General features: G+C 67.5%; 14 protein-coding genes. 8 read left to right on the plus strand and 6 right to left on the minus strand.

Annotation, left to right across the window (positions count from 1 at the left end):
* Positions 1-76: 76 nt before the first annotated feature.
* Both ACZY0R_RS35870 and ACZY0R_RS35875 read right to left on the minus strand, forming a co-directional pair.
* Complete coding sequence (locus ACZY0R_RS35870) at positions 77-1,345, minus strand: M20/M25/M40 family metallo-hydrolase (RefSeq protein ID WP_488865161.1); 1,269 nt, start codon at positions 1,343-1,345, stop codon at positions 77-79.
* 61 nt (positions 1,346-1,406) lie between these two features.
* A complete protein-coding gene (locus ACZY0R_RS35875; protein WP_488865163.1) occupies positions 1,407-2,672 on the minus strand; it encodes an allantoate amidohydrolase in 1,266 nt (421 codons plus the stop codon).
* Positions 2,673-3,147: 475 nt separating this feature from the next.
* Here ACZY0R_RS35875 and ACZY0R_RS35880 point away from each other — a divergent pair, with 475 nt between their 5' ends.
* The 6 genes from ACZY0R_RS35880 to ACZY0R_RS35905 all read left to right on the plus strand — a co-directional run bounded on the left by ACZY0R_RS35880 (position 3,148) and on the right by ACZY0R_RS35905 (position 10,040).
* Positions 3,148-4,509 (plus strand): C4-dicarboxylate transporter DctA, encoded by a 1,362-nt coding sequence (locus ACZY0R_RS35880; RefSeq protein ID WP_488866371.1) that lies wholly within the window; start codon positions 3,148-3,150, stop codon positions 4,507-4,509.
* A 43-nt stretch (positions 4,510-4,552) separates the two neighbouring features.
* On the plus strand, positions 4,553-5,242 hold the full coding sequence (locus tag ACZY0R_RS35885; protein ID WP_477102469.1) for a GntR family transcriptional regulator: 690 nt from the start codon (positions 4,553-4,555) through the stop codon (positions 5,240-5,242).
* Between the two features lie 530 nt (positions 5,243-5,772).
* Entirely contained in the window at positions 5,773-6,594 is an 822-nt protein-coding gene (locus tag ACZY0R_RS35890) for an SDR family oxidoreductase (protein WP_488865165.1), read from the plus strand.
* Between the two features lie 92 nt (positions 6,595-6,686).
* A complete protein-coding gene (locus ACZY0R_RS35895; protein WP_045239312.1) occupies positions 6,687-7,463 on the plus strand; it encodes an enoyl-CoA hydratase-related protein in 777 nt (258 codons plus the stop codon).
* Positions 7,464-7,548: 85 nt separating this feature from the next.
* Positions 7,549-9,228 (plus strand): long-chain-fatty-acid--CoA ligase, encoded by a 1,680-nt coding sequence (locus ACZY0R_RS35900; protein ID WP_488865167.1) that lies wholly within the window; start codon positions 7,549-7,551, stop codon positions 9,226-9,228.
* Entirely contained in the window at positions 9,225-10,040 is an 816-nt protein-coding gene (locus ACZY0R_RS35905) for a crotonase/enoyl-CoA hydratase family protein (protein WP_488865169.1), read from the plus strand. The genes ACZY0R_RS35900 and ACZY0R_RS35905 overlap by 4 nt, the downstream gene beginning before the upstream one ends.
* Positions 10,041-10,092: 52 nt before the next feature.
* On the opposite strand, the gene ACZY0R_RS35910 is transcribed toward ACZY0R_RS35905, so the two are convergent.
* From ACZY0R_RS35910 to ACZY0R_RS35920, 3 genes are all read right to left on the minus strand, one after another.
* On the minus strand, positions 10,093-10,476 hold the full coding sequence (locus tag ACZY0R_RS35910; protein WP_488865171.1) for a DUF2784 domain-containing protein: 384 nt from the start codon (positions 10,474-10,476) through the stop codon (positions 10,093-10,095).
* The gene (locus tag ACZY0R_RS35915; protein ID WP_035873173.1) at positions 10,473-11,390 is read right to left on the minus strand and encodes a LysR family transcriptional regulator; all 918 of its coding nucleotides are present in this window, start codon (positions 11,388-11,390) and stop codon (positions 10,473-10,475) included. The genes ACZY0R_RS35910 and ACZY0R_RS35915 overlap by 4 nt, the downstream gene beginning before the upstream one ends.
* Positions 11,391-11,497: 107 nt before the next feature.
* On the minus strand, positions 11,498-12,436 hold the full coding sequence (locus ACZY0R_RS35920) for a LysR family transcriptional regulator (protein WP_488865173.1): 939 nt from the start codon (positions 12,434-12,436) through the stop codon (positions 11,498-11,500).
* Between the two features lie 340 nt (positions 12,437-12,776).
* Here ACZY0R_RS35920 and ACZY0R_RS35925 point away from each other — a divergent pair, with 340 nt between their 5' ends.
* Together ACZY0R_RS35925 and ACZY0R_RS35930 are read left to right on the plus strand one after the other, a co-directional pair.
* Complete coding sequence (locus tag ACZY0R_RS35925) at positions 12,777-14,078, plus strand: MFS transporter (protein ID WP_488865175.1); 1,302 nt, start codon at positions 12,777-12,779, stop codon at positions 14,076-14,078.
* 49 nt (positions 14,079-14,127) lie between these two features.
* Positions 14,128-15,339: a M20 aminoacylase family protein gene (locus ACZY0R_RS35930; RefSeq protein ID WP_488865177.1), complete on the plus strand. Its 1,212-nt coding sequence runs from the start codon at positions 14,128-14,130 to the stop codon at positions 15,337-15,339.
* Here ACZY0R_RS35930 and ACZY0R_RS35935 read toward each other — a convergent pair.
* Positions 15,324-16,262 carry a hypothetical protein gene (locus tag ACZY0R_RS35935; protein ID WP_488865179.1) on the minus strand — a complete coding sequence of 313 codons (939 nt, stop codon included), beginning with the start codon at positions 16,260-16,262 and terminating at the stop codon, positions 15,324-15,326. The two genes, ACZY0R_RS35930 and ACZY0R_RS35935, sit on opposite strands and share 16 nt — an antisense overlap.
* Between the last annotated feature and the right edge of the window lie 149 nt (positions 16,263-16,411).

Here is a 16,411-nt window from a genome sequence, read left to right on the forward strand (position 1 = left end):
AAAGGTCGCGGGGATGCGGCATGGCAAGCGCCTGCCCCCATCCCCGCCCCTCCCACGGGCGGGAGGGGGCCAGCCATCAGCCAATCAGGTCCGACAGCGCCAGCGCCACCACCTTGGTGGCACGGTTCAGGTCGTTCAGCCGCAGGTTTTCATCCGAGTTGTGGCCGCGCGCTTCCATCAGCGTGCGCGGGCCGGCGCCGTACAGCACGGTGGGGATGCCGTACTTGGTGTAGTGGCGGGCATCGGTGTAAAGCGGCACGCCCTGCACCGGGATTTCCACGCCGAACACTTCCTCGGCACGGCCCTTGAGGGCGCCGATCAGCTTTTCCACGCCGGGCAGTTCGGACAGCGGCTCGGCCAGGATGATGCGCTCGACCTTGACCTCGATGCCCGGACGGTCCTTGGCGGCCTTCTCGACCACGGCGCGGAGCTCGCCTTCGGCGTCGAAGCCGATTTCCTCGGGGATCATGCGGCGGTCGACGCGGAAGGTCACCAGGTCGGGCACCACGTTGGTGTTGATGCCGCCCTTGATCAGGCCGACGTTCAGCGTGGCGGTGTCGATGCCCAGCGTCTTCGACTTGCGCGTGGCGAGTTCGGCGCGCAGGCCATAGATGGCTTGCAGGATGTGGGTGGCCGCCTCGATGGCGTCCACGCCGGTGTGCGGCATGGCAGCGTGGCCCTGCTTGCCCTTCACCGTGACTTCCACATGCAGGCAGCCGTTATGGGCCGAGGTGATGCCGTAGGAGAAGCCCGCCGAGATGGCGTAGTCGGGCTTGCTCAGGCCCTGGTCGAGCAGGAACTTGGGACCGATGTCGCCGCCGGTTTCCTCGTCGTAGGTGAACTGCAGTTCCAGCGTGCCGTTGAGCTTGGCGCCTTGCTTCTCGGCTTCCATCAGCGCCAGCACGGCGTAGGTGTAGGTGGCGAAGTCCGACTTGGACACGGCCACGCCACGGCCGTACATGACCGGGCCGTGCTCGCTGTCGGCGATCTCGCCGCCGTACGGGTCCTTGGTCCAGCCCAGGCCGGGGGGCACCACGTCGCCGTGCGCGTTCATGGCGATGGTGGGACCGCCCTTGCCGAAGGTCTTGCGCACCAGCAGGTTGGTGGCGCTGATCATGCCGGCGGCCCTGACCAGTTCGTCGGGCACCTTGTGCGCTTCCACCTTGAAGCCCAGGCCTTCGAGCAGCACCTTGGCGCGGTTGCCGTGCGCATCGCAGTCGCCCGGCGGGTTGTCGGACGGCACCTTGACCAGTTCGGCCAGGAAGGCTTCCTGCGCGGGGCGCTGGGCGTCGATGAAGTTAGTGAGCGTGGTCTGCAGCGGGTTCACGTTGTCTCGTGCGGTCATGTTTTATCTCTGAATCTAAAGGTTTCTCAGGATCGGGGACGCTGGCGCCTGGCCGCGCCGCTTATTGCTGCCGTGCGGAAGACTTGTCGAAATGCTCGACAAAATCGCTGAACACGGCGGCAGCACTGGCGGCGTCTTCAGCAGTCATGATCTCGGTGGGGTGGTGGCTGATGCCGCCGTTGCCGCAGCGCACAAACAGCATCGCCACATCGGCGATGGCGGCGATGGCCATGGCGTCATGCCCGGCGCCCGAGGGCAGGTGCCGCACCGGCAGTCCCTGGCGGGCAATGGCATCCGCCCATTGCGTCTGCAGCCAGGGCGCGCACGGCACGCTCACGGCTTCATGGGTCTTGCGGACCGTCACACGCACATTGCGGCGGGCGCACACGCGTTCGATCTCCGCCAGCACATCGTTGACGGCAGCCAGGCGCACGGCGTCTTCGCCGGCGCGGATGTCGATGGAGATCACCGCGCGGCCTGGCACCACATTGGCCGCGCCGTTGGGCACGTTGAACTGGCCGATGGTGCCCACCAGGCCCGGCAGGCCGCCGCAGCGGCGCTCGATATACAGGCCGATCTCCGCGCCGGCCATGGCCGCATCGCGGCGCATGTCCATCGGCACGGTGCCGGCGTGGCCGGCCAGCCCTTCGAATTCGACGATGAAACGGGTGGCGCCGGAGATCGCGGTCACCACGCCCAGTGGCAACCCTTCATTAAGCAGCACCGGGCCTTGCTCGATATGGACTTCCACGAAGGCCAGCACCTGCTCGCGCCGATGCGCGGCGGCAGGCAGGCCGGCGGGGTCGAAACCGGCCGCGCGCATCACTTCGCGCATGGTCTTGCCGGAGTCGTCCGCATTGTCGAGCACGTTGGTGTCGAAGGTGCCGGCGATGGCGCGGCTGCCCAGCAGCGTCGCCTTGAAGCGCACGCCCTCTTCCTCGGCAAAGCCAACCACTTCGATGGCGAACGGGAAACGCTTGCCCTGGCGGTTCCACCCGGCCACGCAAGCGACCGGGAGGATCACGCCGAGGTTGCCGTCGTAGCGGCCGCCGTCGCGCACGGTGTCGAAGTGCGAACCGGTAAGCAGCGCCGGCGCGCCGGGCGTCGTGCCTTCATAGCGGCCAATCACGTTGCCGGCGGCATCGCGGCGCACCGTCATGCCGGCTTCGCGCATCCACTCGGCCAGTTGCGCGGCGGCGCCGTGGTGGGCGTCGGTGAGATAGGTGCGGGTGAGCATGCCGGGCTGCTCGGTATGGACGGCCAGGGTATCTGCCCAGGCCATGATGCGCGCCCCGGTTTCGGTAGCGGGCGTGAGGGTTGCTGCCATGCGTGTCTCCTGCTGGAAGTGCGCGAATGCGATGGCGCCGGATCATGCAAGCGCCGCGCCAGCGGTGCCTTGGTTGCCGGGCCGGCGTCGCCGGACCGTCCCGGTGCGCCTTGACTCTCGTCCGAGAGCTCTATTCTGTGCGATTCATGGTAGCACAGTGAATTCAAAAATTGCATACAAAAATGATATGCACTATATTGGCTTCCACGTTCCGACAATTCGCTGCGGACAATCCGATCCGGACAGCGAGTTGCGTGGATTCCGCTCCAACAGGAGGGCCAATCCACGAAGCGCCGCAGCCCTCACCCGGCCACGCGCCCGGCACGTCAGGCCGGCCGTCCCGCCACGCGGGCAACCGGTAATTCCTGCAGCAATGACAGGACGCGCCAGCCAAAGTCTAGGACGCGTCCGCATGGAGACAACGATGCACCCAGCAGTCCAGCCGCGGTCCGCTTCCGCGCGCCCGCAGTCCGCTATCACCCGTTTCACCCGCTCCCTGTTTGGCCAGGTGCTGATCGCCCTGGTGCTTGGCACCGCACTCGGCCTGTTCTTCCCGGAGTTCGCCGCCAAGCTCAAGCCGCTCGGCGATGCCTTTATCAAGCTGATCAAGATGCTGATCGGGCCAATCGTCTTCTGCGTGGTGGTGGCCGGCATCTGCGGCGCCGGCGAACTGAAGAAGGTGGGCCGGGTCGGCATCAAGGCGGTGCTGTACTTCGAGGTGGTCACCACCATCGCGCTGGCGCTGGGCATCGCGCTGGCCTATATCTTCCATCCCGGCACCGGCATGAACGTGAACCCGGCCTCGCTCGACGCATCGGCGATGTCGGCCTACGTGGACACCGCTGAAAAGGTCAAGAGCGCAGGTATGGTGGACTTCCTGCTCAAGCTGATTCCCAGCACGGTGATGGGCGCGTTCGCCAGCGGCGACGTGCTGCAGGTGCTGCTGGTGTCGATCCTGTTCGGCTGCGCGCTGTCGCTGGTGGGCGAACGCGGCCGGCCGCTGGTGTTGATGATCGACACCTTCTCGCACACCTTGTTCAAGATGATGGGCTTCATCATCAAGCTGGCGCCGCTGGGCGTGCTGGGCGCGGTGGCCTTCACCGTGGGCAAGTATGGCATCGGCTCGCTCAAGCAACTCGGCTACCTGGTGATGGTGTTCTACGGGGCGGTGATGTTGTTCGTGCTGGTGGTGTTGGGCACGGTGATGCGCCTGTGCGGCTTCTCGGTGATCAAGCTGATCCGCTACCTGCGCGCCGAACTGCTGGTGGTGCTGGGCACCGCGTCGTCGGACAGCGTGCTGCCGCAGATCATGAAGAAGCTCGAATTCATGGGCATCAAGAAATCGGTGGTGGGCCTGGTGATCCCCACGGGATACTCCTTCAACCTCGACGCCTTCTCCATCTACCTGACGCTGGCCGCTGTCTTCATCGCCCAGGCCACCAATACGCCGCTGGCGCTGGGCGACCTGCTGGGCATCCTGGCGGTGGCGCTGGTCACGTCCAAGGGCGCGCACGGCATTCCCGGCTCGGCCATCGTGATCCTGGCGGCCACGCTGTCGGCGCACCCGGCGATTCCCGCCATTGGCCTGGTGCTGGTGCTGTCGGTGGACTGGTTCATCGGCATCGCCCGCGCCGTGGGCAACCTGATCGGCAACTGCGTGGCGACCGTAGTGGTAGCCGCATGGGAGAAGGACATCGACCGGGCGCGCGCCCACGACGTGCTCAACGGCAAGATCGACGCCACCGACCTCGACGCGGGCCTTGCGCCGGCGCCGCATGAAGCCGCCCTGGCCACCCCCGGGGCATCCCCGCTGCCCGGCGCGGCCGCGGGGCGCTAGAATCTCGGCATTCCTCAATGAGACGCAGCGCAAGTGCGCAACCATGCCCGAGCATATCGATCCTGCCATGACCGCCGAAGCGATCGCCGAAGACATTGTCGCGGCCATCGTTTCGCACCGCCTGCCGCCTGGCACCAAGCTGCGCGAGGAGGCCCTGGCCAGCGTCTACCGCGTCAGCCGCACCAAGGTGCGCGCCGCGCTGCTGATGCTGTCCAAGGACAAGCTCATCCAGATCGTGCCGGACAAAGGCGCCTTTGTCGCCAAGCCCAGCGCCGAGGAAGCGCGCGAAGTGTTCGCGGTGCGCCGCATCCTGGAGGCCGCGCTGGCGCGTGAATTCGTGGCGCGCGCCAGCGCAGCCGACTATAAGCGCATCGACCGGCACCTCGCCGCCGAGAAAAAGGCGCTGGGCGGCGTCGATGCCCAGTTGCGCACCCGCCTGCTGAGCGATTTCCACATCATGCTGGCGGAAGTGGTTGGCAATGGCGTGCTGACCGGCATGCTGCAGGAACTGTCGATGCGCAGTGCCGTGATCACCATGCTCTACCAGTCCCGCCGCGATGCCGCCTGCTCTTCCGATGAGCATCGCGAGTTTATCGAGGCGGCTCGCGCCGGCGACACCGAACGCGCCGTGACGCTGATGGTGGAACACCTGGGCCACGTCGAGGCGGCACTGCATTTCGACCAGGTGCCGGCCGCCCACGGCAAGGACCTGGTGACGGCGCTGCTGGCCTGAGGCCATCCTGAGGCCATCGTTTGCCGCGCCCGTGGCAAGCGCTTGACCTGGGTCAAGGCGGGCGCCGCGCCTTTGCACCATCATGGACCCCGTCATGAAGATGCGGGGGCGCGCTTCATGACATATGGCCCGTCCCTTGCGACGGCAGCCCGCACGCCGGCCTGGGTGCGGGCTTTTTCTTTTGCGCGGCGCTTTTTTCCGCGCGCCTGCCCGCCTGCCGCCCCCGCCTTGCTCCCGCCCACCTTATTGCGTGCCCCGCGCACCTTCATTGCCGCATCCGTACGTGATCGAATCGCGGCATCGGAGTAGGATGTCGGAGGCCCAAGTCAGAGGCCGCTTAAAAGACAAGAAGACAGGAGACAGACATGACCCGTTCCATGCCGCTTTCCGCAGTCCCGGCCCGGCCGCTCCACGCCGCCGGGCGCACCTCGCCCTCGTCCGGCCAGCACGGCCGCGACTGACCTTTCAGCCCGACTCGCGTGCCGGGCCATCCGCTTTCACCATCCAACCCAGCCCAGGGAGGGAAACCCATGTCCAACGCGTTCCGAGACGACGTCCTGGCCGGCAAGGTCGTGTTTATCGCCGGCGCCTCGTCCGGCATCAACCTGGGCATCGCCCAGCACTTCGCGAAAGCCGGTGCGCGGCTGGCGCTGGTCAGCCGCGACCCCGAGCGCATCGCGGCGGCGGCTGCCATCATCAACCATGCCGGCGGCAGCGCGCTCGGCATGGCGGCCGATGTGCGCGACTACGCCGCGGTGGAAGCGGCGCTGGCACGCACACGCGATGAACTCGGGCCGATCGATATCGTGATTTCGGGCGCGGCCGGCAACTTTGTCGCGCCGGCGCTGGGCATGTCCGCCAACGGCTTCAAGACCGTGGTGGATATCGACCTGATCGGCACCTTCAATGTCTTCCGCGCCAGCTTTGCCTTCCTCAACGCCCCCGGCGCCTCGCTGATCGCCATCACCGCGCCGCAGGCGGTCAACGCGATGATGTTCCAGGCCCATGTGTGCGCCGCCAAGGCCGGCATCAACATGCTGGTGAAATGCCTGGCGATGGAATGGGGCCCGGCGGGCGTGCGCGTCAACGGCATCTCGCCCGGTCCCATCGCCGGCACCGAAGGCATGGCGCGGCTCGCGCCCACGCCGGAGATGGAGGCGCGCTTCAAGGCACGCCTGGCGCTGCGCGACTACGGCGACAAGAGCGATATCGCCAATACCGCGCTGTTCCTGTCCACCGACAACGCGCGCTATATCACCGGCACCATCGTCGACTGCGACGGCGGCAGCAAGCTGGGAGACGCTTCGGCCGATGCGCTGCATCCGCCCAAGGCGCCCGGCAAGGCCGCCTGAACCCGCGCGCCGGTCCGTAGCGGCACCGGCGCATTCGCGCGTTAGCGCATCGAGACACCTGCATCAACACACACCAATCAAGGAGACAAGCAATGACATCGCCCGTGCTCTATCACGCCGCCGAAGGCGTGGCCACCATCACCCTGAACCGCCCCGACGTGCTCAACGCACTCAATGCGGAGCTGATGGCCGAACTGCGCGCCGCGGTCGAGCGTGCCGCGCAGGATGAAGCCGTACGCGCGGTCGTGCTCACCGCCAATGGCCGTGGCTTTTGCGCAGGCGCGGATCTCGCCGGGCGCCAGGCCGAACTCAAGGACTCCGGCACGCTGCTGCGCGAGCGCTATCACCCGATCATCCTGGCGCTGCGCAATATGCCCAAGCCTGTCATCACCTCGGTCAACGGCGTGGCGGCCGGCGCCGGCATGAGCCTGGCGCTGGCCGGCGACGTGGTGCTGGCCGGCCGCTCCGCGTCGTTCCTGCAGGCGTTCTCGAAGATCGGCCTGGTGCCCGATGCGGGAAGCACCTACTTCCTGCCGCGCTACGCGGGCGAGATGCGCGCGCGCGCGCTGGCCATCCTGGCCGAGAAGATCGACGCCGAGGAAGCCCATCGCATTGGCCTGGTGTGGAAGGTGCATGAAGACGAAGCCCTGCCCGCCGAGACCGCCAAGCTGGCGGCCCACCTCGCGCAGATGCCTACCTTTGCCTATGGCCTGATCAAGGAAGCACTCAACGCCAGCCTGGAGAGCGACCTGCCCACGCAGCTCGAACGCGAAGCCACGATGCAATCGCGCGCGTCGAAGAGCGAGGACTTCAAGGAAGGCGTGGCGGCGTTCCTGGAGAAGCGCAAGCCGGCATTCAAGGGGCGCTGAAACGCTCGCACGCCGGACGGTGATGCCACCGCCGTTATGTTGACTACGCATCGCACCACAATGCCGAAACCAGGAGACGCGCATCATGCTAGGCCTCATGCAAGACCGTCCGTTGCTGATTTCTTCCCTGATCGAATACGCCGCGCTGTACCACCCCCTGCAGGAGATCGTGTCGCGCACGATCGAGGGCGGCACGGTGCGCACCGACTATGCCGAGGTACACAACCGCGCCAGGCGCATCGCCAGCTCACTGGCCGGACTCGGCGTCGCGCAGGGCGATCGCGTCGGCACGCTGGCGTGGAATACGCACCGCCACCTGGAGCTGTACTTCGGGGTGTCCGGCGCGGGCGTGGTGCTGCATACCGTCAACCCGCGCCTGTTCCCTGAGCAGATCGATTACATCATCAACCACGCTGAAGACCGCGTGCTTTTCTTTGATCCATGCTTCGCTCCGCTGGTGATGCAGCTCGCGCCGCGCCTGACGTCGGTCACGCACTACGTGGCGATGACCGACCGCGCCGGCACCGACGCGCTCGGCCTTGCCGGCAAACTGCCGAACCTGCTGTGCTATGAAGACCTGATCGACGCCGGCAACGAGAACTACGCATGGCCGCAATTCGACGAGCGCACCGCGTCGTCCCTTTGCTATACCTCGGGCACCACCGGCAACCCCAAGGGCGTGCTGTATTCGCATCGCTCCACCGTGCTGCACAGCCTCAAGGCCTGTGCTTCCGACACATTCGGCGTAGGCGCGGACAGCGCCATCCTGCTGGTTGTGCCGCTGTTCCATGCCAACGCCTGGGGCATGCCCTACGCCTGCGCCATGACCGGCGCCAAGATGGTGCTGCCGGCCCAGCATCTGGACGGCGAAAGCGTCTACCGCATGCTGCGCGACGAGCGCGTGACCTTCTCCACCGCGGTGCCCACCGTGTGGCTGATGCTGTTCCAGTATCTCGACGCGCACCCGGAGATCGACCCGCGCTCGCTCGGGCTGAAGCTCGCCGGCGTGGGCGGCTCGGCCGCGCCGGCGGCCATGATCGAGCGCTTCGAGCAGCAGTTCGGCGCGCGCTTCATCCAGGGCTGGGGCATGACGGAAACCAGCCCGATCGGCGTGATCAGCACCCTGCTGCCCAAGCACCGGGAACTCGGCGCGCAGGAGCAGCTGAAGGTCAAGCTCAAGCAGGGCCGCGCGCTGTGGGGCGTGGACCTGCGCATCGAGGACGACCAGGGCAACGCACTGCCGCACGACGGCCACGCTTTCGGCCGGCTGAAGGTGCGCGGGCCGTGGATCGCCGCGGCTTACTTCAAGGCGGAGCATGACGCGCTCGATGCCGATGGCTGGTTCGACACCGGCGACGTTGCCAATATCGATGCCGACGGCTATGTGCAACTGGTGGACCGCGCCAAGGACGTGATCAAGTCCGGCGGCGAATGGATTTCTTCCATCGACCTGGAGAACGCCACCATGGGCCATCCCGCCGTGGCCGAGGCGGCGGTGGTTGGCGTGCCGCATCCCAAGTGGCAGGAGCGGCCGCTGCTGGTGGTGGTGCGCCGCCCCGGCATGGAAGTCAGCGCCGCCGAACTGCTCGATTTCCTCGCCGCCAGGGTGGCGAAGTGGTGGGTGCCCGACGACGTTGCCTTCGTCGACTCACTGCCCCACACGGCCACCGGCAAGCTGCTCAAGGTGAAGCTGCGGGAGCAATTCAAAGACTATGTCCTGCCCACGGTGCAGGAACCCATTCAAGCAAGGAGTAACGCAACATGAGCACCAGCAGCGAACGCATCGTCCTGACCATCGAAGACGGCGTGGCCGAGGTCAGGCTCAACCGCCCCGACAAGATGAACGCGCTCGATCCCGCCATGTTCGACGCGCTGATCGAAACCGGCCAGCAGCTCGCGCGCGAGCCCGGCCTGCGCGCGGTGGTGCTGTCCGGCGAAGGCCGTGCCTTTTGCGCGGGCCTCGATATGCAAAGCATGGCCGGACTGGGTGGCGGCAGCGAAGGCATCGCCGCCGGCCGTCTTGCGGCGCGCGCCCATGGCATCTCCAACCGGCCGCAGTACGCCTGCATGGTGTGGCGCGAATTGCCGGTACCCGTGATTGCCGCGGTGCACGGCGTCGCGTTCGGCGGCGGCCTGCAGGTGGCGCTCGGTGCTGACTTGCGTTACGTCAGCGCGGACACGCGCATGTCGGTGATGGAAATCAAGTGGGGCCTGGTGCCCGACATGGCCGGCATGCTGCTGATGCGCGGACTGGTGCGCCCGGACCGCCTGCGCGAGCTGATCTACAGCGGGCGCATCGTCAACGCAGAAGAAGCCTGCGCGCTGGGCCTTGCCACGGCCGTGGTGGACGATCCGCGCGCAACGGCGCTGGCCACGGCGCGCGACATCGCCAACCGCAACCCGGACGCGATCCGCGCCGCCAAGCGCCTGATGCAGGTGAGCGAAGACGGCGATGGCGCTACCATCCTGCTGGCCGAATCGGTGGAACAGGACCGCCTCATCGGCGGCGCCAACCAGCGGGAGGCGGTGATCGCCAATATGGAGAAGCGGGCGCCGGTGTTCCAGGCCGCGCCGTAGTTGCCGCGTGGCGCCGGCGCGTCGTTCTTCGCCGGTGCCACGTCGGGCGGGCTCACGTGCGAGCGTTGGTGCGCCGGCGCCGCACGCGGCGGTAGAGCGCGAAATAGACAGCCATGTTCAGCGCAAGCATCAGGGCGCCGAGCACCAACTGGATTTCGCGCGTGAGGCCGTCGGGATAGATCAGTTGGAGGACGTAGTGCTGGATGAAGTCGCCGCCGTAGGCTTGCAGGCCGGCGCGCTGGCGCAGCGCGTTTTCCAGCGGCGTGAGCGGGCAGATCCACCCGCTCCACTCCACCACCACGCCCCATGCCGCCGCCGGCAAGTGCAGCCATGCCAGGCGCGGCCAGCGCAGCACCAGCAAGCCGCCCAGCATCGCGAAGACGATAAAGGCAAGGTGCAGCAGGACGACCGCGTCCGCCAGCCACGCCGCCATCATCGCCCCTGCCGCCCCGTCCAGTAGCCCGGCACCGCGAACGCCGCCTTCAGGTGCTCGATAAAGAAACGGATCTTGGCCGGCACCGGACGCTGCTGCGGGTACACCGCCAGGATGTCGTAGTCGGGCAGCGCGTACTCGTCCAGCACGGTGATCAGTTCGCCGCTCTCCAGCTGCGACAGGATTTCCCACGTGGAACGCCAGCCCAGTCCCAGTCCCTCCCCGGTCCAGCGGTGCAGCAGTTCGCCGTCGTTGCAATCGAGGTTCCCATTCACGCGCACGGTCACGGTCTTGCCGTCCTGCTGGAAATACCAGCCGCGCTGCTGGCCGCCCTGCAGATTGAACGCCAGGCAGTTGTGCTGGGCCAGGTCGTCCAGCGTCTGCGGCACGCCGTAGCGCGCGAAGTAGGCGGGCGTGCCGCACACCACGCGCTTGTTGGTGGCCAGCTTGATGGCGACGAAATTCGGATCGATGGCGCCGCCGATGCGGATGCCCACGTCGTAACCCTCGCGCACCAGGTCCACCACGCGATCGGTCAGGTTGAAGGAAATCTGCACCTCCGGATTCGCTGCCAGGAACGCCGGCGCGTGCGGCGCCACGTGCTTGCGTCCGAACGCCGCCGGGGCCGACACGATCAGGTGCCCGGTTGCCTTGTGCTTGCCTTCCGCGATCAGCATCTCGGCACGGTCGAGATCGGCCAGCGCCTTCTTGCACTGCTCCATGAAGGCAGCGCCCTGCTCCGTCACCACGATGCGCCGCGTCGAGCGGTGCAGCAGCTTCACGCCGATGCGCGCCTCCAGCGCATTGATGCGGCGCCCGATCATCACCGGCGTCACGCCCTGCGTCAGGGCGGCGGCGGCCATGCTGCCGTGCTCGACGACTGCGATAAAGGCTTCGATTTGCTTTAGCTTGTCCATGCTGTGTGTCTCCTGAGCGTCATTGTGGCGCATGGGAGGCCGCCATGCATGCGCGCGGTGCTATGGGCACAATTCGGCGGTGTGCATGGGACCTGCGACAGCCGCGCTCAGGGGCGCCCGCGCACCGCCGGCCGCCCCCGAGGCATCCCTTGCGCCCGATGCCGTACCTCCTTGCTGAACTCCGCGCACGCATGTGTCATCAGGTCTTCGGAGCGGTACACCAGGAACACCCGGAACTCCGGCAGTTCGTCGCTGATCGGCAGGCGCACCAGCGACTCCGGATCCAGCCGCAGCGGCCCGGTACCGTCGAACACGAAGTCCGACCACATGCTGATCAGGTCGGTGCGCGTGGCGAGTTGCAGGCCGAGCAGGTTGGAAGCGCTCTGCACGATGCGCGTGGGCATGTCCAGCCGATGCAGGCGCATCAGGCTGGCCAGCGGGCTGCCGGGGTCGTCGAGCGGGTCGAGGACGAGCCAGTCGGCGTCGAGCAGCGGCCGCAGCCGGCGTACCCGCCGCAGCGGATGGCCGGCGCGCACCGCTAGCGACATGCCGGTGGAGAACAGCGGCTCCCACTGGAAGGCGCCGGTGCCGGGGCCGCTGTTGGTGGAGATCAGGCCAAGGTCGAGCCGGCCTTCGCGCAGGCCTTCGAGGATCTGCTGCGGGCGCAGCTCGAAGCCGCGCAGCGCGACGTTGGGAAAGCGTTTGCGGAAGGCGGCCATGGCATCGGGCAGCGGCCCGCTGGAGGCCACGGCGGTCAGGCCGATATTGAGCTGCGCGTCGGCGTGGCCGCGGATCGCTTCGATGTCTTCCAGCGCGTGGCGCAGCTCCTGCTCGACCAGGCTGGCGCGCTTGACCAGCGCCACGCCGTAGGCGGTCAGGCTGACGCCGCGCACGGAACGCGACATCAGCGTGACGCCGAGTTCGCGTTCCAGTTCGGCGATGGCCTTGGACAGTGCCGGCTGCGACACATGCAGGCTGCGCGAGGCTTCGTGGATGCTGCCGTGCTGGGCTACCGCCAGCAGGATGCGCAGTTGCTGCAGCTTCATCTTTCCTTTCCCCTGTTTTCCTGTTTTTCTCGGTGCCCCGCGCCGGTGCGCCGCGCCCCGCGGCCGTGCGCGTGGGGCGCTCCAGGCACGCCCGCGCGTACCCGGCGCTGCGCCGCGATGCCACGTGGCACAAGGCTTCTCCGTACTTCTACCGATAGCGGCGCAACCCTGGTTATGACGGCGATGCCATTTGGTTATCAGGATGAAAATATATGATTTTTGGCTTGCCGTGTTTGCCTGAATACTTCATCGCCAGGGATTCCACATTCCCTACGCTGGACGCAGGCAACCGCCGGCCTCCACGGCCCGATCCCCCAACCAAGTTCGTGGAGAAACCGACATGAACGATGCCACCCTGCCTGGCGCGCCTTCGCTGGCGCCTGCCCAGGCGATATCCGCCACTCCAGCCCGCCAGAGCCAGTTCCGCCTGATCGCCGCCTGCTCGATCGGCAATGCGCTGGAAATGTACGACTTCACCGTCTACAGCTTCTTCGCCCTGTTGATCGGCAAACTGTTCTTTCCGTCCGGTAGCGCCTACGGCTCGCTGCTGCTGGCGGTGGCGACGTTCGGCATCGGCTTCGTGATGCGGCCGCTGGGCGGCTTCGTGATCGGCAACTACGCGGACCGCCACGGACGCAAGGCCGCCATGACGCTGACCATCGGCCTGATGGTGCTCGGCACGCTGTGCCTTGCCTTCGCCCCGACCTACGCTTTCGCCGGGCTGTTCGGCCCGCTGATGATCGTGGCTGGCCGCCTGCTGCAGGGCTTTTCGCTGGGCGGCGAGATCGGCGCTTCCACCGCCATGCTGATGGAGTCCGGCGGCGTCAAGGGCCGCGGCTTTCGCGTCAGCTGGCAACTTGGCAGCCAGGGCATCGCGGCGACGCTGGGCGCGCTCACGGCCGCCATTCTTTATGGCGCGCTGCCGCAGGCGTCGCTGGAGAGCTGGGGCTGGCGCGTGCCCTTCGTGCTGGGCCTGCTGATCGCGCCGGTGGGGCTGTATATCCGCGCGCACCTGGACGAGACGCACACGGCCCAGCCGCACGCCCCAAGCCCGCTCGGCACGCTGTTCCGCGAGCATGGCGGCACCGTGGTCAAGGGCATCCTGACCATTATCGGCGGCACGGTCGCCACCTATCTGGTGGTGTATTTCATGCCCACCTACATGATCCGGGAACTGCATCTGCCGCCGTCGCTGTCGCTGCTGTCAGGCTGCGTGACGGGTGTGGTGTGCCTGGTGATGTCGCTGCTGGCCGGCACCCTGGCCGACCGCCTGCCGCGCCGCAAGCCGCTGGTGCTGGGCTCGATGGTCTTTACGCTGGTGTGCCTCTATCCGGCGTTCTGGCTGATGACCCATTACCCGAGCGTGCCGCTGGTGCTGTCGCTGTCCGCGCTGCTGACCGCCAGCGTCTACCTGGGCTCCACGCCGATGCTGCTGATGATGATGGAACTCCTGCCGGCCAACGTGCGCGCCAGCGGACTGTCCGTGATCTATGCGGTGGGCGTGACGGTGTTTGGCGGTTCCTGCCAGTTCATCGTCACCTGGATGCTGGCCAGGACTGGCAACCCGATGGCGCCGGCCTTCTACATGATGGCCTGCGGCACGGTGACCATCCTCGCGGTGCTGACGATCCGCGAAACCTGAGAAGACTGAGCCTTTCCTCCCCTGCCGTTTCGTAGCCAAGGAATACAGAATGACCCGCGAACCCAGCCTGACTCCCTTCCAGTTGCTGCCGCACCTGCTGCCGCAGATCCAGATCGACGCCGACACCTTTATCGGCATCCGCCGCCAGATCCACGCCCAGCCCGAACTCGGCTTCGAGGTGGGCGCCACCAGCAAGCTCGTTGCCACCTTGCTGGAGAGCTGGGGCTACGAGGTGCACACCGGCATCGGCAAGAGCGGCGTGGTCGGGCAGCTCAGGGTGGGCAACGGCAAGCGCCGCCTGGGCATCCGCGCCGACATGGACGCGCTGCCGATCGTCGAGGCCACGGGCCTGCCGTATGCCAGCAAGAACCAGGGCAAGATGCACGCCTGCGGCCACGACGGCCACACCGCCATCCTGCTGGCCGCCGCCAAGGCGCTGGCCGACAGCCGCGACTTCGACGGCACGCTCAACCTGATCTTCCAGCCCGACGAGGAAAACCTGTGCGGCGCGCGCGCCATGATCGAGGACGGCCTGTTCGAGCGCTTCCCGTGCGACGCGGTCTTCGCCCTGCACAATATGCCCGGCGTGCCGGCCGGCAGCTTCCGGGTGCTGCCGGGCCCGGTGAGCCTGTCGTCCGACGTGGCGGACGTGACCATCAAGGGCGTGGGCGGGCACGGCGCCATGCCGCACCGCGCGCGCGATCCGATCGCCGCGTCGGCGGCCATTGTCACCGCGCTGCAGACCGTGGTGGCGCGCAACGTGGCGCCGGACGATACCGCGGTGCTGTCGGTGGGCTTTATCCGCGGCGGCGCGACCCACAACGTGATTCCGGAATCGGTCACGCTGGGCCTGAACGTGCGCGCAGCGCGCCCGGAAACGCGCGCGCTGGTGGAGCAGCGCATCCGCGAGATCGTCATCCTCACCGCGCAGGCGCATGGCGTGGAAGCGCACATCGACTACCGCCAGCTGACGCCGCCGATGGTCAACACGGAAAGCGAAACAAAGCTGGCGCAGCAGGTTTGCAGGGACCTTGTCGGCGCCGACAAGGTCGTGACGCAAGCGCCCAAGGGCCTGAATGGCAGCGAGGACTTCGCGTGGATGCTGAACGAGGTGCCGGGCTGCTACCTGATCCTGGGCAATGGCGAAGGCGAGTTCGGCGGCTGCATGGTGCATAACCCCGGCTACGACTTCAACGACCGGGTGCTGCCGTTGGGCGCGGCCTGCTGGGTCCGCCTGGCGCAGACTTACCTGACCGCGTGAGATAGCGTGGGCGGACCCGCTGCTGCGCTCTCCGCCTCCACCGCCTCCACCGCCTCCCTCGGTTGCGCGGACGAAACCGAGCCTGGATCCCCTGGCGTCCGCGCGTCGCGGACCTCCGGTGGAACAGGCGCCGGCGACGGTACCGCGGGGCCTGGCGCTGTAACGGGTACGGCTGCCGCCATGGCAGCCACTGCCGGCGCGCCGGCGCTTTGCACGGGCGCCCGCCCCAGTTGCGAACTGATCTCGGCCGCTTCGGCCAGCACATAGGCAAGCCGCCGCAGCGGCCGGCTGACCTGCAGTTGCAGGAAAAGCGTCAGCGCCGCGCCGGGCACGAAGGCTACGCCGTACAGCGACAGCAGCGGCAACAGGCTGCCGCCCTTGTGCGGCAGTTCGACCAGCCCGGTGACCAGCGCCAGCGCGAACGGGCTCGCCGCCAGCAGCAGCCCGATCGTCTTCGTCATCCCTTCCCACATCCGCAGTTGCACGTGCACGCGCCGGGCCCGCGCGCGCAGCCCCTGGGCCGGTATCCGCGCCAGCGCGCGCAGCAGCGCGCTCTCCGCCTCATCGTGCCGGTCGGCCTGGTCGGCCAGCTGGCCCAGCGGATCGCGCAGCCTGCGCGCGAGCGCGGGCAGGTGCGTCAGCAGCAGCGCAGCCAGTCCCGCCACGCTGCCCCCCAGCAGGCAATAGACCATCCGCGCCTGCCACGGCGCCGGCGTCTGCCTGATCTGGTACTTGGTGTACAGCACCGCGCCGGTCGCCAGCAGCGCGGCCAGCGAACAAGCCCAGAACAGCCCCAGCAGGCCGCGCTGCAGCCGCTCCAGGTTCATGGCGGCCGCGGGCGAACCGGCGGTATCGGATACGGCGGGCGGCTTCCGCTTGAGCGCGTCGAGCAGCTCTCGGGTGGGAGGGAGCCTGGTCAGCATGGCGATTCGGTTGGCAATGGAGGGTTCCACGCGGTGCGCGAGCACTGGCGCGATACCCGCACATTGTCGACATTTGGCGCGCCAAGCGGGGGGGCGCCGGGGGCGTGGGCAGGCCTTTTACCGCGAATTCCCACGTATCGTTGCCGTCA

This window comes from Cupriavidus sp. F041 (assembly GCF_057814235.1).

What these genes read in the sequence shown, in the direction of transcription:
- ACZY0R_RS35935 (WP_488865179.1), bottom strand. Translation starts at nt 16,262, where the DNA reads ATGCTGACCAGGCTCCCTCCCACCCGAGAGCTGCTCGACGCGCTCAAG.
- ACZY0R_RS35885 (WP_477102469.1), top strand. Translation starts at nt 4,553, where the DNA reads ATGCCCGAGCATATCGATCCTGCCATGACCGCCGAAGCGATCGCCGAA.
- ACZY0R_RS35915 (WP_035873173.1), bottom strand. Translation starts at nt 11,390, where the DNA reads ATGGACAAGCTAAAGCAAATCGAAGCCTTTATCGCAGTCGTCGAGCAC.
- ACZY0R_RS35925 (WP_488865175.1), top strand. Translation starts at nt 12,777, where the DNA reads ATGAACGATGCCACCCTGCCTGGCGCGCCTTCGCTGGCGCCTGCCCAG.
- ACZY0R_RS35900 (WP_488865167.1), top strand. Translation starts at nt 7,549, where the DNA reads ATGCTAGGCCTCATGCAAGACCGTCCGTTGCTGATTTCTTCCCTGATC.
- ACZY0R_RS35930 (WP_488865177.1), top strand. Translation starts at nt 14,128, where the DNA reads ATGACCCGCGAACCCAGCCTGACTCCCTTCCAGTTGCTGCCGCACCTG.
- ACZY0R_RS35905 (WP_488865169.1), top strand. Translation starts at nt 9,225, where the DNA reads ATGAGCACCAGCAGCGAACGCATCGTCCTGACCATCGAAGACGGCGTG.
- ACZY0R_RS35910 (WP_488865171.1), bottom strand. Translation starts at nt 10,476, where the DNA reads ATGATGGCGGCGTGGCTGGCGGACGCGGTCGTCCTGCTGCACCTTGCC.
- ACZY0R_RS35875 (WP_488865163.1), bottom strand. Translation starts at nt 2,672, where the DNA reads ATGGCAGCAACCCTCACGCCCGCTACCGAAACCGGGGCGCGCATCATG.
- ACZY0R_RS35870 (WP_488865161.1), bottom strand. Translation starts at nt 1,345, where the DNA reads ATGACCGCACGAGACAACGTGAACCCGCTGCAGACCACGCTCACTAAC.
- ACZY0R_RS35890 (WP_488865165.1), top strand. Translation starts at nt 5,773, where the DNA reads ATGTCCAACGCGTTCCGAGACGACGTCCTGGCCGGCAAGGTCGTGTTT.
- ACZY0R_RS35895 (WP_045239312.1), top strand. Translation starts at nt 6,687, where the DNA reads ATGACATCGCCCGTGCTCTATCACGCCGCCGAAGGCGTGGCCACCATC.
- ACZY0R_RS35920 (WP_488865173.1), bottom strand. Translation starts at nt 12,436, where the DNA reads ATGAAGCTGCAGCAACTGCGCATCCTGCTGGCGGTAGCCCAGCACGGC.